A 14,327-nucleotide genomic window follows, 5' to 3' on the forward strand; every position below is an offset into this window, starting at 1 on the left:
CTTGTGTTCAAGAAATTTCCATGGTGTTTACTTTCCAGAATGATTCTTCGGAACAATGCTTTAGAATCGAACCCGCCCGACTTGGCGGATGATATAATCTTTATTTGCGTATAGAAAAGAATAAGACAAACCGCTCGGCATACGCCGGCGGTTTTTTATTGTGAAAAAAACAAATCACACATGAAACTTCTGGCTGTTTCCTTCAGTCTTATCACTAGGATGAAACTGGAGGAAAGAATACCGTGCATGTTATTACAACACAAGTCGTTTTTATTTTCTGTTTTTTGTTATTGATTCACTCGATAGAAACCCTTGCCTATGCCACAAGGCTTTCAGGGGCCCGGGTAGGGTTTATCGCGTCGGCGCTTTCCTTGTTTAATGTCATGGTCATCGTGTCAAGAATGTCAAACATGGTCCAGCAGCCCTTCACGGGGCACTTAATTGATGATGCCGGAAAAAACGCGCTGGCGCTCGTAGGCGAGCAGTTCCGGTTCCTGATCTTTGGCTCGACGGTCGGGACTATTGTGGGCATTATCCTGCTTCCGTCTTTTGTCGCCCTTTTTTCACGTGCGATCATCCACTTGGCGAGCGGGGGCGGCTCCGTTATTCAGGTCTTTCGGAAAGGATTTTCTAAGAATGGATGTAAAAATGCCTGCTCCTATTTGCGTCTGCCGTCTGCTTCGTATTTGAAGGGATTTCACATGCGTTTCATTCCAAAACGGCTGTTTGTCATTAACATGCTGATCACGTCCATTTATACAATCGGCGTGCTTTCCGCACTTTACGCAGGGCTTCTTGCACCCGAGCGCAGCACGACGGCGGTTATGGCATCAGGCTTAATCAACGGGATTGCGACGATGCTGCTGGCCATTTTTGTTGATCCGAAAGTGTCTGTTCTTGCTGATGATGTGGCAAAAGGAAAACGAAGCTATGTTTATTTGAAATGGACCTCTGTGACAATGGTGACGTCAAGGGTAGCGGGCACGCTTCTTGCCCAGCTTTTGTTTATCCCTGGCGCTTATTATATCGCGTGGCTGACAAAATGGTTTTGATGGAGAAAAGCTGACCTGATGAAAGGTCAGCTTTTTATTTATTCGGCGATGTTGCCCATAGAAATGGCGATTCGGTTCCAGCTGTTAATTTGATTAATGATGAGGATTAAATCAACATATTCTTTTTCATTATAATATTTACGCACCTCTTGATATACATCATCAGGCACACGTTTGTTAGAAATAAAAGTGACATGCTCCGTCAGCAATAAAGCTGCTTTTTCTTCAGGGGTGTAAAAATTGCACTCTTCCCAAGCGTTTAATCCGTAAATACGCTGTTCGGTTTCTCCCATTTTTCGGGCATCTTTCGTATGAATGTTAATGCAGTAGGCGCAGCCATTTAATTGTGATGCTCTTATTTTTATTAGCTCTCTTGTAGTCCGGTTAATATTGGACGTTTTTGTGTATGCCTCCATTTTCATCATGATTTGTAATCCATCAGGGGCTGTTTGGTCGTAGGGAATCCTCTTCGTCATCATTCCATCTCCTTTCACTACTGTATAATTATGACATGGTGGTCAGGTTTAAAAAAGAAAACAGCCTGAAGCAGATTCAAGCTGTTTTCTTAATAGTGGCGGCATCACATCATGCCGCTTTATCGTTTATTTAAAGTTCCTTAATCCGCGGTCGTACAAAAAGTTTCCGAATGGGACGAATGCGGCGACGAAACCGGCCGCTGACCATTTTAGCGACCATTTCACAGAAAACGTCACATAGGCTAACACAAGCAAATACAAAATAAACAATCCGCCGTGAACAGAACCGACAATTGTCACCGCAAGCGAAAGGCCTGCCCAATATTTGAGCGGCATGGCGACGAAAAGCAGGATTAAGAGTGACATTCCTTCAATAAAACCCATCGTGCGAAGTCTTCCGATCGGCGTTTGCAGCATAAATCGCCCTCCTCGTGGACACGTTTTCATCTATACTATAAACAATCCGGCGGGCATATATGACAAGTTTCAGAAAATGTTCGGAAAACATTCATATTTTAATAAAAATCTATCTTGGGCTTCAGTCTTGTGATTTACACAAATTCCCGAGATAATGTGAACAAAAATAAAAGAAGGATGTTGATATGAAACTTGACCAAATTGATCTGAATATCATTGCGGAACTGAAAAAAGACAGCCGTTTGTCCATGAGGGAGTTAGGAAGGAAAATTAAGCTGTCCCCGCCATCAGTCACCGAACGGGTGAGACAGCTGGAATCGTTTGGCATCATTAAGCAATATACGCTGGAGGTTGATCAGAAAAAAATTGGGCTTCCGGTTTCCTGTATTGTCGAAGCAACCGTCAAAAACGGGGATTACGATCGATTCAAAAGCTACATTCAAACGCTGCCGAATATTGAATTTTGCTATCGGATTGCGGGAGCGGCCTGCTATATACTGAAAATCAACGCGGAGAGCCTTGAAGCAGTTGAAGCTTTCATCAATAAAACAACACCTTACGCCCAAACCGTCACTCACGTCATTTTCTCAGAAATTGATACAAAAAACGGGCGCGGTTAGAGAGTGCTTGGTCAAGTCTGTTATAATAAAAGGATGAGCGTGAAAGAAAGAGAAGTGATCAAGCATGTCAAAAACAGTTGTATTAGCTGAAAAACCTTCAGTCGGCCGCGATTTGGCCCGGGTGCTGAAGTGCCATAAAAAAGGGAACGGTTATCTCGAAGGAGATCAATATATTGTCACATGGGCTTTAGGCCATTTGGTGACACTTGCTGATCCGGAAGGCTACGGAAAAGAATTTCAATCATGGCGGCTTGAGGATCTGCCGATTATCCCTGAACCACTAAAGCTAGTGGTCATCAAAAAAACCGGAAAGCAGTTCAATGCGGTGAAAGCACAGCTTACCCGCAAGGACGTCAATCAGATCGTCATCGCGACAGATGCCGGCCGGGAAGGTGAGCTCGTCGCACGCTGGATCATTGAAAAAGCGAACGTCCGTAAACCGATCAAACGGCTGTGGATTTCCTCAGTAACGGACAAAGCGATCAAGGAAGGTTTTCAAAAGCTGCGCAGCGGCAAAGAGTATGAAAATCTGTACCAATCAGCCGTTGCCAGAGCAGAAGCGGATTGGATTGTCGGCATTAACGCGACCCGTGCGCTCACCACAAAATTCAATGCCCAGCTTTCATGCGGACGCGTGCAGACGCCGACGCTAGCCATGATTGCGAAGCGCGAGGCGGACATCCAAGCCTTTAAGCCTGTTCCGTATTACGGCATTCGCGCAGCGGTCGATGGAATGACGCTGACGTGGCAGGACAAAAAATCGAAGCAGACGAGAACATTCGACCAAGGCGTGACAAGCCGTTTGCTAAAAGAACTTGATGGAAAACAGGCGGTAATCGCTGAACTGAAAAAAACAGCGAAAAAAAGCTTTGCTCCTGCGCTTTACGACTTGACGGAACTCCAGCGGGACGCCCACAAACGCTTCGGATTTTCCGCCAAAGAAACGCTCTCAGTTCTGCAGAAGCTGTATGAGCAGCACAAGCTTGTCACATATCCGCGGACAGACTCACGGTTTTTATCCAGTGACATTGTTCCAACCTTAAAAGACCGGCTGGAGGGCATGGAAGTGAAACCGTATGCCCAATATGTCACCCAAATTAAAAAGCGCGGCATCAAATCGCATAAAGGCTACGTCAATGATGCTAAGGTGTCAGACCACCATGCGATTATCCCGACTGAAGAGCCGCTTGTTCTCAGCAGTCTCAGCGATAAAGAACGCAAGCTGTATGACCTGATTGCCAAACGTTTCTTAGCTGTGCTGATGCCGGCTTTCGAATATGAAGAAACAAAGGTCATGGCAGAAATCGGCGGAGAAACTTTTACAGCGAAGGGAAAAACCGTGCAGTCACAAGGCTGGAAAGCCGTTTATGACATGGCTGACGAGGATGACGAGCAGGAGGACGACAGAGATCAGACGCTTCCGGCTCTGCAAAAAGGCGCCTCGCTCACTGTCCGCACATTAACTGAAACAAGCGGACAAACCAAACCGCCAGCCCGTTTTAATGAAGGGACGCTGCTGTCAGCTATGGAGAACCCAAGCGCCTTTATGCAGGGAGAAGAAAAAGACCTTGTCAAAACGCTTGGCGAAACAGGCGGCCTCGGTACGGTTGCAACGCGTGCCGACATTATCGAGAAACTGTTCAACAGCTTTTTAATTGAGAAAAAAGAAAAAGACATTTTTATCACCTCAAAAGGAAAACAGCTCCTGCAACTCGTTCCTGAGGATTTGAAATCACCTGCTTTAACGGCAGAATGGGAACAAAAGCTGTCCGCCATTGCGGCTGGAAAATTAAAATCCGCTGTCTTTATTAAAGACATGAAGGCTTACGCTAAGCAAACGGTAACAGAAATCAAAAACAGCAGCCAAACCTTCAGACATGATAACATCACGGGAACGGCATGTCCGGAGTGCGGCAAAATGATGCTGAAGGTAAACGGCAAGCGCGGCACCATGCTCGTGTGCCAGGACCGGGAATGCGGAAGCAGAAAAACGATCGCCAGAAAAACAAACGCGCGCTGCCCGAACTGCCATAAAAGAATGGAGCTTCGAGGCCAAGGAGAAGGCCAGACCTTCGCGTGTGTTTGCGGGCACCGTGAGAAGCTTTCTGTATTTGAAAAACGGAAAAACAAAGACAAAGGGCGCGCTACAAAGCGGGACGTCTCTTCCTATTTGAAAAAACAAAATAAAGATGAACCGATTAACAATGCGTTGGCGGAACAGCTGAAGAAACTCGGTTTGGATAAATAAAAAGAAACCTGTGCGATTCGCACAGGTTTTTTTATTGGACTTAGGTCCTGTTTTTTGAAAGTTCAAAAAGGGGAAAAAAAGCTAGTAATCTTCGTTTTTTTCTTTTATAGTTAATATAATTTGTAACATGGCAGTAATAATTTCGTCATATATTGGTGTGCGTCTGATTCGCTTCGGACGACAAAGGGGGACTTGCCTGTGCGGCATGTGTTGGTCGCTGCTATCTTATGTTGCTTATCTATCGGACTTTCCGCAGGGTGTGTTGAAGCTGGAAATAAAATCCTATATCAGTCGGAGGCAGATAGGAATACCCGACCGCTTCAGCCGGCGGAGTATTTCATCTATCACCATCTTATGAATGACCAGGGGCTTATCAAAACGGATTTCTCAGATCAGCCCTCCTATTTATCAGAATCGATTGGCCTGTGGATGGAGTTTTTGGTCAGCAGACAAGACGCCTCGCATTTTCAGGAGCAATATCAGCATCTGACGGATTCTTTTCTTCTGAATCATCAGCTGGTGACATGGAAGATACAAAACGGTCAAGCGAGCGGAACAAACGCGCTGATTGATGATATGAGAATCATGGTGTCTCTCGATCAGGCAGCTGCTCTTTGGGGGAGCAGCCAATATGAAAAAACGGCCCGTGATATCGGCACGGCTTTAAAGACATACAACATGTACAACGGGATGTTTACAGATTTTTACGATGCAGCCTCTCAGGCCGCTTCAAAGGACGTGACGCTTTCGTATGTCATGCCCGATGCACTAGCTGTTTTGAAAAAGTATGGAATCATAGACGAAGAAACAGTACAGCGAAATGCCGATGTTCTCTATCTAGCCCCTTTAAAGAATGGGTTCCTTCCAAAAACGTACAGCGCAGAGTCAAAGCAGTACAAATATGACAGTGAAGTAAACGTCATTGACCAGCTCTACGCCGCGTGGCATTTGCCGGAAGGGAATGAAAAAGCCGCTGTGATAGCGGAGTGGGTCAAAAAGGAATTTCAGGAAAACGGAAAGCTGTACGGACGATATTCAGCAGATACGAAGGAGCCAGCCGTTCAATATGAGTCGCCGTCCGTATACGCGTTAGCTGCTTTATTTTTGGCAAAACAACATGAAGACAGCTCGGTCATCAAAGCGATTTATGATAGAATGAATGACTTTGAAATTCTTGATCCGGCGAAACCGTATTATGGGGGTTACATGAGCGGCTCCGACACGCACTCGTTCGACAATCTGCTGCCGCTGTTAGCCGAAAGGAAGCTTTTTAATGAAACGATCATTCAATGAATCACAAAAATTATTTGCTTATCTTTCAGGGCTTATCGCAGCCCTGTCTCTGTTTATTTTTTATGTGTCCGCCGATCAGTCGGAGGGCTTTCTGATCATTTGCATCACATTTGTCGTGATCGGAGCCGGCATTTGGTTCGGTCCGATTTACGCGCTGGCGGTCACTTTAATCGTTCTCTTTGTTCTTGGCACGCTCATGATGTTTTTTCAGACTGGACAGGCTGTGATGTTTTCGGCTGAAGACGGGCTGCGCATGCTGATCGTGTGGGGAATTGCGCTTTTGCTGTTTTCCTTTATGTCAGGAAGAATCCACGATATTGCAGCAGAGCTGCGCCGTTCAGTCAAACGTCTTGAATCTGAAATCAAAAGCTTCGTGGCTGTCGACAGAGTGACGGGTTTTGATAACAAGCAAAGAATGAAACTGGAATTGTCAGAGGAAATCAAACGGGCGGAGCGCTACGGCAATTCCTTTGTCTTTTTGCTGCTTCATATGCATTATTTCAAGGAATTTAAGTCTTTGTACGGAGAGAAAGAGACCGACCGCCTCTTTCAATTCGTCAGCCTGCAAATCAGGTCAAGCGTCCGGGAAACGGACAAAAAATTCCGCCCCTCTGACGAGCGCTTCGGCATTGTGCTGACACACACGCCGGCTGAACATATGCCAGCCGTTCTGGCAAAGCTGAAAAAACAGCTGGACACGTATCAGCTGACAAACGGAAAGTATGTGTCGCTTACGTTCCATGTCTGTTATTTACCTTATCGAAGAGATATAAGGACGGCTGATCAATTTTTAGATGAACTGGAAAACGAGATGATGATGAATGAACTTTAGAAGAATAACGCTACTCTGCGTGACCGTTCTGATGCTGACAGCTATTGCTTCTTTTCCCGTGTCGGCCCAAGCAAAGGGGCAGGATGACGGTATACTCATCATCTACTCAACCTTGGACGGCAAAGAGTCGCCTCAAGTCAAAATGCTCGATTTATTGGCTGGCCATTTTACATCTCATGTCACGGTCAGAAAAGATTCGGATGTTACAGCATCTGATGTGAAAGGCAAAGAACATGTTATTTATTACGGGCAAACGAAAAGAAAGCTCAGCAAAAAACTGGTGTCCCTCATCAGCGGCGTAAAAGAACCTGTCGTCGCGATCGGCTATAATGCCGGACAAATCAGCCAATTTTCCGGCCTTTCCTTAACCCGCAAAGAACATGTCTATCAGATTCACAGCAGCACGGAAAGAAACGATGTATTCTTAGAGAGCGGGCTTCACGTGCTGAGCGTATCAGGCCTGAAAGGAAAGGCGCTGTATACCTTTACATCTGGTGACGGCAAAGCGCGTCCGTTTATATGGAAAACGGAAAAATCAAATGTGTATATCGGCTTAACCAATCTGTTAAATGACAATTTGATCGTGGCGAAAGAGCTTCGAGAAGCATTTGGAGAGAAGGCTGGAACCACGCTTTTATATTTGCGGCTGGAGGATATCAGCCCGATGTCTGATGAAACCTTGCTGCTTCAAGCCGGTACATATCTGTACAAGAGACATGTGCCTTTTATCCTGTCAGTCATTCCGGTGTATCTGAATCCGGAAACAGGCGATAAAGTGTATTTGTCTGATAAACCGAAGATGGTCAAGGTATTGAAAAAACTGCAGAGCATGGGCGGCAGTATCATTGTTCATGGCTATACACACGCCTATCGCCACAGTGAAACAGGAGAGGGCTTCGAGTTTTGGGATGCCAAGGCGGACCAGCCAATCACTTCGGAAAATGCCGATGACACCCCGTCCATTTTGGAAAAGGAACAGGCTTTTCCGAATGAACAGGCCTATAAGAGCTATTTGAAGCCGTTTCAGGAAAAGGAAGAAACATATACAAGGCAAAAGCTGACGCACGCCATTGAGGATTTAACCTCGGCAGGGCTTTATCCGCTGGCATTTGAAGCCCCGCACTATACGATGTCTGAGTACGGCTATCAAATAGCTTCACAGTATTTTTCAAGCATGTTTGGGCAGGTGCAGCTCAGCAATACAACTTGGAAAACCTCCGGTGCATCCCCGTTTTTGACCAAACCAGCTATGCTGCATGGGATGACGCTGTATCCGGAAACAATCGGTTTTGTCGATACATCAAAACAAAACCCGCTCGGCGATATGCAGGAGAACATATCACAGATGATTGATTTTGAAGGCGGAGTGGCCGGAGGGTTTTATCACCCGTATCTTGGGATGAAATATTTGCCGGAGCTTGTTGACCAGATGGAACGCATTCCGGACAGTGAATGGCTCGATTTGAAGAAAACGAAACAAACCGTCAAAACAGACAAAGTGGAAATTCATACAAGCGGTGACGGAACGATTCAGGTGAAAAACGGCGTAAGTGCCGTCGGCGAGTTTTTCGACCACCATCGGCAAACCCCGTTGGAAAAGGCGTTATGGATTCTCTCCGCAGTTGTGCTCTTGTTTGTCATCATGTTTGTCAGCTATACGTTTTACTTGAGGGCCACATTAAAAAAACGAATGTTTAAGGAGAGAAGAAGCCTTGGGTAATATGCTGTTCTTTATCTCGCTGAGTTTAATATGGGTCATGCTTCTCTATCACATGTTTCTCATGCAGGGCGGATTCCGCCACTACATGACCTTCGAGCGGAACATTCCGAAGTGGAGAGAAAACATGAAGGAATTGCCGAAGGTCAGTGTGCTCATCCCGGCCCATAATGAAGAAGTTGTCATTCGGCAGACGCTGAAGGCTATGGTGAATCTTTATTATCCGAAGGACCGGCTGGAGATTATTGTGGTAAACGATAATTCTTCAGACCGGACGGGTGATATCGTCAATGAATTTTCCCAGAAATACGATTTTATCAAAATGGTGATCACAAAACCGCCTAACGCCGGAAAAGGCAAATCCTCGGCGCTCAACTCCGGTTTTGCTGAATCGAACGGTGATGTCATTTGTGTATATGACGCCGACAACACGCCTGAAAAAATGGCCGTGTATTATCTTGTTCTCGGTCTGATGAATGACGAGAAGGCAGGCGCAGTGGTGGGGAAATTCCGTGTCATCAATGCAGCAAAAACGCTGCTGACGAAGTTTATCAACATTGAAACGATCTGTTTTCAGTGGATGGCGCAGGGTGGCAGATGGAAGTGGTTCAAAATCGCTACCATTCCCGGAACCAATTTCGCAATCCGCAGAAGCATTATTGAAAAGCTCGGGGGCTGGGATGATAAAGCGCTGGCTGAAGATACCGAGCTGACCATCCGGGTGTATAACCTCGGCTATCACATCCGCTTTTTCCCGGCTGCTATTACTTGGGAGCAGGAGCCGGAAACGTGGAAGGTGTGGTGGCGCCAGCGGACGAGATGGGCGCGCGGCAATCAATATGTCGTCCTGAAGTTTTTGGCGCAGTTTTTCAAACTGAAACGAAAACGGATTATCTTTGATTTGTTTTACTTTTTCTTTACGTATTTCCTGTTTTTCTTTGGCGTGATCATGTCAAACACGATATTTGTGGTCAATCTGTTTTATGATTTGCATTTGTCGGTCGGGTTTTTGGCAATGATTCTTTGGATTTTGGCGTTTTTCTTATTTATGACCGAGGTCATGATTACGTTAAGCATCGAAAAAACAGAAATGAACAGGCAAAACTTCTTTATCGTATTTCTGATGTACTTTACGTACTCGCAGGCATGGATTGTGCTCGTGATCTATTCTTTATTCGTAGAAATCAAGCACCGTTTATTCAAGCAGGAGGTCAAATGGTACAAGACAGAACGATACAATCAACATAAAAGCGGGTGACCTTTTTGAAACAACTACTTATTTTTCTGACAAGCATTATGCTGCTGGCAATGACCGGACAAGCGGCCTTCGCCCAAGAGATGCAGGTCGATGGCTCTCTTCTAGGCAAAAGCAGCCGTGAACAAGCCAAACAGCAGGTGCTGACAAGCGATCTCATGACACTGTACGGATCAAAAGACAGCGCGGAACTGACGTATCAGATTCCCGCAGGCGCCTCTTCCGGCAGCCAGCAATTGGTGATTGAATACGAGGCATCGGATCTATTAATTTCTCCTTCTTCGTTAACGGCTGTGATTGACGAAGAACCGGTAAAAACGGTAAAGCTAAACGGCGATTCAAAACGGAAAACACTGAAGCTGAACTTGACCAAAAGCCAGTCCGCCCAAGGCTATCACAGCGTATCACTGAAATTTTACGGCGTCATGAAAGAGGGCGTCTGCGTCAGACAGGATACGTCCGGCAACTGGATCAAAATTTTTCCGGACAGCCGCCTGACACTGGCGGACAGCAGCGAAGCGAAGGGAACGTCACTTGAACATTACCCATACCCATTTGCCCAATCGGGTAATACAGCGGAAGAGACTGCTATTGTCATTCCGGATAACCCGAGTTCGGCGGAAATTGAAGCGGCTGTCAAAACAGAAGGATACCTGAAAACTGCGGACAGCAGTGTCAGCATTTCGTTTGTGAAGGAATCTGAAGTGAAGCAGATCGACAAGCCGACCATTTTCATCGGTGTGGACAAGCATTGGAACGGCAAGGTGGAAAAGCTGATCAAACAAGCCGGCTTACAGGCAAAAGGAGAAACACTTCTGCTTGCGGAGCGCGTGCTGAAAGCGCAGGGCAAGCAGCAGCCGGTTCTGTTTGCTCAAGCGGCATCTGATGATGTGCTCTCAGAAAAAATCAGCGTCATCACTGATCAGACTTACACCGGCCAGCTAAGCGGCGAAACACTTTCTATTGGCAAGCTTCACACGTCTGAAAAGCAGGAAAGCAATAAGCTGACCCTTGAGAAATTCGGGGCAGAAGATATGACAATTGGAGCTGACAAAACATCTTCAGCGCATTATTTTTATCCGGCTTCGGCGGTGATAGATCAAAACCAATCAGCCAAGCTGTCGCTTAAGCTAAAGAAATCGGAAACGATTCAAGCAGCCGCCGCAGAAAGCGATTCATCCTCTCAAGCAGCAGAGCTGAAGGTCCTAATCAACGGGCAGCCGCATTCGGTCCGCCTCAATGAATTAGGAAAAGAAGATAAAAACGGATACTATCATGTCACGCTGAAAGTAGACCCTAAGCTGCTGCAGAAAAACCGCTACATTGATATGCAGTTTATCACCACGGGCTTAAAGGAAGACAATCCTTGCAATACAACTGACGAAGAGAAATGGGTCTTTATTGATAAAAGCAGCACATTGTCTTACACCGTTAAAGGCACAGCTCCGTCAGCGAATTTTCAGGAGTGGCCGCTTCCTTACGCCGGAAATCAGGAACAGGCAACACTGATTGTGCTTCCTGACAGTGTGAGCCAACCTAAGCTTAAAGAGCTTTCTCTCGTTACTGATTCCTTCGGAAGCGAAGCCCAGCAATCTTTTACAGTAAGAAAAGCATCTGAAGTCAAAGCGGATGACGCGAAAGGCCGGAACTTAATTTTCATCGGCGGTGTCAGCCAGTTCTCTCTTTTGAAAGAGAAATCTTCTGATCTGCTCGTGCCTCAAGCGAAAAACGGCTCGTTTGACGTGTCGGGCTTTGAAATGCTGAACGAGACAACGAAACAAGTGGCATTTACCCAGGCGTCTTTATGGGATTCAAATTATACGATGGCTGTTTTTGCGCCGCTGAAAGAAAATGGTGCAGCCATCACAAAAGAAATGATCAGCTTTTTGAACAGCAATGATGACACGGCGACCGTCATCAATGAAACAAACAGCCAGCAGGTGTTTACAAACCACCAGCAGCTCAAATCGGAAACAAACAGTTCTGAAGCAGAAAAAACAACCCAAGATCAAGGCCAAAAACTGCTGTATATCGGCGTGCTGGCTCTCATTATGGTGATTGCGGCATGCTTCATTTGGGTCACCATTAGACGAAGAAAAAGAAAGATAGATAGAGAATAAGACAGAGGCTGATATCAGCCTCTGTTTTTTTAATTTGGTTCAAATTTTCCATTTGTGGAACCTGTCATTTTATTTTTTTCTCAGGGCCGATAAGCCTCTTTACAACATACGTAAACGGGAGTATGATCTCTTTTAGAAAACAAATCGCTTAATCTGAAAACAGAGCGGGGGACCCATTTTGGCGGCATTTTGCCGCTCGGGGTGAATCCTTTTTAGGTAGGGCAAACTCTCATATGCCCGAATCCGTCAGCTAACCTCGTAAGCGTTCATGAGAGGAGATGAATGAAACCTGTGTTCGATGTTAAGGCACAGGGGCATCCGTTTGCCTCTGTGTTTTTTGCTGTTCAATTTTCAGAATGTAAATCGCATACAGAGACATCATAGCAGAAAGGACTATTATAAAATGTGAGAACAGATGCGGATGTTTTATTGTTTTAATGAAAAATGAAATTAAAAGGGGAAGACATCGATGTATCATTCAATCAAACGTTTTTTGATTGGGAAACCGTTAAAATCACAAGCAGCAGGAGAACAAAAACTGACAAAATTAAAGGCACTTGCCATGCTTTCCTCAGATGCTTTATCATCTGTCGCTTACGGAACGGAACAAATTCTTATCATATTGGCGGCGGTAAGCGCTGCTGCATTTTGGTATTCCATTCCGATAGCGGTCGGCGTACTCATTTTGCTGCTCGCGCTGATTCTCTCATACAGGCAAATTATTTACGCTTATCCGCAGGGCGGCGGGGCGTATGTTGTATCAAAAGAAAACCTCGGCGAAAAGCCCGGACTGATTGCAGGCGGTTCATTGCTCGTCGATTATATATTAACTGTAGCAGTAAGTATTTCCGCAGGAACGGATGCCATCACCTCGGCGTTCCCGGCACTGCATGATTATCATATACCCATTGCTGTTTTGCTGGTTTTAGTGATTATGATTTTAAATCTGCGGGGGCTGTCAGAATCAGCATCAATACTTGCCTACCCGGTCTATCTGTTTGTGGGGGCTCTTTTCATCCTGATTGCCGTCGGTTTATTTAAGCTTATGACAGGGCAAATAGATCAGCCTGTCCACCATACACCGATCGGCACACCGGTAGCCGGCATTACGCTGTTTTTGTTGCTAAAGGCTTTTTCATCCGGCTGCTCCGCGCTTACCGGAGTTGAAGCGATCTCCAACGCGATTCCAGCCTTCAAAAACCCGCCTGCGCGAAACGCGGCGAGAACGTTGGCTATGATGGGGATCTTGCTTGCGGTTCTGTTTGCCGGTATCACAGTACTTGCATACGGTTATGGGACGGCTCCGAAACCGAATGAAACGGTCATTTCACAAATTGCATCAGATACCTTCGGAAGAAATGTGTTTTACTATGTCATTCAGGGTGTGACATCGTTAATTTTGGTCCTTGCGGCGAATACGGGCTTTTCAGCTTTCCCGCAGCTTGCCTTCAACTTGGCGAGAGACCAGTACATGCCGCGCATGTTTACAGTAAGAGGCGACCGCTTAGGCTTCTCAAACGGAATTATCTTTTTAGGCGTTGCCTCAATTGTGCTGATTCTGTTATTTGGAGGGCAGACGGAGCACTTAATCCCGCTATACGCGGTCGGTGTGTTTATTCCGTTTACGCTTTCGCAAACAGGAATGTGCATTAAATGGATCAAACAAAAACCAAAAGGCTGGATTGGAAAAATGCTGATCAACTCCTGCGGCGCATTGATATCGTTTATGGTTCTGTCCATCCTGTTTGTCACGAAGTTTAATGTCGTATGGCCTGTTTTGATCTTTATGCCTATCGTCGTTTTTTTGTTTTTTGCGATTAAAAATCATTATACGGCTGTCGGTGAGCAGCTTCGTATCGTAAACAAACAGCCGGAAGAAATCAAAGGTACGGTCGTGATTGTGCCTGTAGCGGGTGTCACGACCGTCGTGCAAAAATCCATTCAATACGCGAAGTCTCTGTCAGATCAGGTCATCGCCGTTCACGTATCGTTTGACAGAGAGCAGGAAAAGAAAGTGGAAAAACGCTGGGAAGAGCTGGATAATGGAGTACGTCTTGTCACGCTTCACTCTTCGTACAGAAGCTTGATCCATCCGTTTGATAAGTTTTTGGAGACTGTTGAAGCAAAAGCAAAGAAGAAACAGTTTTCTGTCATGGTGCTGTTCCCGCAGTTTATAACAAAAAAACGCTGGCACACCATTCTGCACAACCAGTCAGCCTTCCTGCTGAGAGTCCGGCTGTTCTGGAAAAAGGACATAATCGTTGCCACATTGCCGTATCATTTTAAAAAGTAAGCAG

The 14,327-nt window shown here is 45.8% G+C and carries 11 protein-coding genes and 1 riboswitch; of the genes, 9 read left to right on the forward strand and 2 right to left on the reverse strand.

Annotated elements, in window-relative coordinates:
- The first annotated feature begins 242 nt into the window (after positions 1 to 242).
- A complete protein-coding gene (gene amj / locus NST56_RS02425; protein ID WP_010333068.1) occupies positions 243 to 1,052 on the forward strand; it encodes a lipid II flippase Amj in 810 nt (269 codons plus the stop codon).
- Positions 1,053 to 1,090: 38 nt separating this feature from the next.
- On the opposite strand, the gene NST56_RS02430 is transcribed toward amj, so the two are convergent.
- Both NST56_RS02430 and NST56_RS02435 read right to left on the reverse strand, forming a co-directional pair.
- Entirely contained in the window at positions 1,091 to 1,528 is a 438-nt protein-coding gene (locus tag NST56_RS02430; protein WP_229149956.1) for a carboxymuconolactone decarboxylase family protein, read from the reverse strand.
- 126 nt (positions 1,529 to 1,654) lie between these two features.
- Positions 1,655 to 1,945: a DUF3817 domain-containing protein gene (locus NST56_RS02435; RefSeq protein WP_010333070.1), complete on the reverse strand. Its 291-nt coding sequence runs from the start codon at positions 1,943 to 1,945 to the stop codon at positions 1,655 to 1,657.
- A 185-nt stretch (positions 1,946 to 2,130) separates the two neighbouring features.
- Here NST56_RS02435 and lrpC point away from each other — a divergent pair, with 185 nt between their 5' ends.
- From lrpC to kimA, 8 genes are all read left to right on the forward strand, one after another.
- Positions 2,131 to 2,565, forward strand: coding sequence for a transcriptional regulator LrpC (gene lrpC, locus NST56_RS02440; protein ID WP_044161797.1), 435 nt, complete (start codon positions 2,131 to 2,133; stop codon positions 2,563 to 2,565).
- 64 nt (positions 2,566 to 2,629) lie between these two features.
- Positions 2,630 to 4,813 carry a DNA topoisomerase III gene (locus NST56_RS02445; protein WP_339179709.1) on the forward strand — a complete coding sequence of 728 codons (2,184 nt, stop codon included), beginning with the start codon at positions 2,630 to 2,632 and terminating at the stop codon, positions 4,811 to 4,813.
- 198 nt (positions 4,814 to 5,011) lie between these two features.
- The gene (locus tag NST56_RS02450; protein ID WP_339179711.1) at positions 5,012 to 6,106 is read left to right on the forward strand and encodes a lipoprotein YdaJ; all 1,095 of its coding nucleotides are present in this window, start codon (positions 5,012 to 5,014) and stop codon (positions 6,104 to 6,106) included.
- The gene (locus tag NST56_RS02455) at positions 6,087 to 6,938 is read left to right on the forward strand and encodes a diguanylate cyclase (protein WP_326332671.1); all 852 of its coding nucleotides are present in this window, start codon (positions 6,087 to 6,089) and stop codon (positions 6,936 to 6,938) included. Before NST56_RS02450 ends, NST56_RS02455 begins: the two co-directional genes overlap by 20 nt.
- The gene (locus tag NST56_RS02460) at positions 6,928 to 8,658 is read left to right on the forward strand and encodes a DUF2334 domain-containing protein (RefSeq protein ID WP_339179715.1); all 1,731 of its coding nucleotides are present in this window, start codon (positions 6,928 to 6,930) and stop codon (positions 8,656 to 8,658) included. Before NST56_RS02455 ends, NST56_RS02460 begins: the two co-directional genes overlap by 11 nt.
- A complete protein-coding gene (locus NST56_RS02465; protein ID WP_010333076.1) occupies positions 8,651 to 9,913 on the forward strand; it encodes a glycosyltransferase family 2 protein in 1,263 nt (420 codons plus the stop codon). The genes NST56_RS02460 and NST56_RS02465 overlap by 8 nt, the downstream gene beginning before the upstream one ends.
- A 5-nt stretch (positions 9,914 to 9,918) precedes the next feature.
- Positions 9,919 to 12,030 carry a cellulose biosynthesis cyclic di-GMP-binding regulatory protein BcsB gene (locus NST56_RS02470; protein WP_268504089.1) on the forward strand — a complete coding sequence of 704 codons (2,112 nt, stop codon included), beginning with the start codon at positions 9,919 to 9,921 and terminating at the stop codon, positions 12,028 to 12,030.
- 135 nt (positions 12,031 to 12,165) lie between these two features.
- Positions 12,166 to 12,310, forward strand: a riboswitch (cyclic di-AMP (ydaO/yuaA leader).
- 189 nt (positions 12,311 to 12,499) lie between these two features.
- Positions 12,500 to 14,323 carry a potassium transporter KimA gene (kimA, locus tag NST56_RS02475; protein ID WP_339179720.1) on the forward strand — a complete coding sequence of 608 codons (1,824 nt, stop codon included), beginning with the start codon at positions 12,500 to 12,502 and terminating at the stop codon, positions 14,321 to 14,323.
- Positions 14,324 to 14,327 lie beyond the last annotated feature (4 nt).

This window comes from Bacillus sp. FSL R5-0560, assembly GCF_037966305.1.
GTDB lineage: Bacteria > Bacillota > Bacilli > Bacillales > Bacillaceae > Bacillus > Bacillus mojavensis.

Excerpts from the sequence above, each read along its gene's own strand:
- NST56_RS02430 (WP_229149956.1), bottom strand. The coding sequence starts at position 1,528 with ATGACGAAGAGGATTCCCTACGACCAAACAGCCCCTGATGGATTACAA.
- NST56_RS02435 (WP_010333070.1), bottom strand. The coding sequence starts at position 1,945 with ATGCTGCAAACGCCGATCGGAAGACTTCGCACGATGGGTTTTATTGAA.
- lrpC (WP_044161797.1), top strand. The coding sequence starts at position 2,131 with ATGAAACTTGACCAAATTGATCTGAATATCATTGCGGAACTGAAAAAA.
- NST56_RS02445 (WP_339179709.1), top strand. The coding sequence starts at position 2,630 with ATGTCAAAAACAGTTGTATTAGCTGAAAAACCTTCAGTCGGCCGCGAT.
- NST56_RS02455 (WP_326332671.1), top strand. The coding sequence starts at position 6,087 with ATGAAACGATCATTCAATGAATCACAAAAATTATTTGCTTATCTTTCA.
- NST56_RS02460 (WP_339179715.1), top strand. The coding sequence starts at position 6,928 with ATGAACTTTAGAAGAATAACGCTACTCTGCGTGACCGTTCTGATGCTG.
- kimA (WP_339179720.1), top strand. The coding sequence starts at position 12,500 with ATGTATCATTCAATCAAACGTTTTTTGATTGGGAAACCGTTAAAATCA.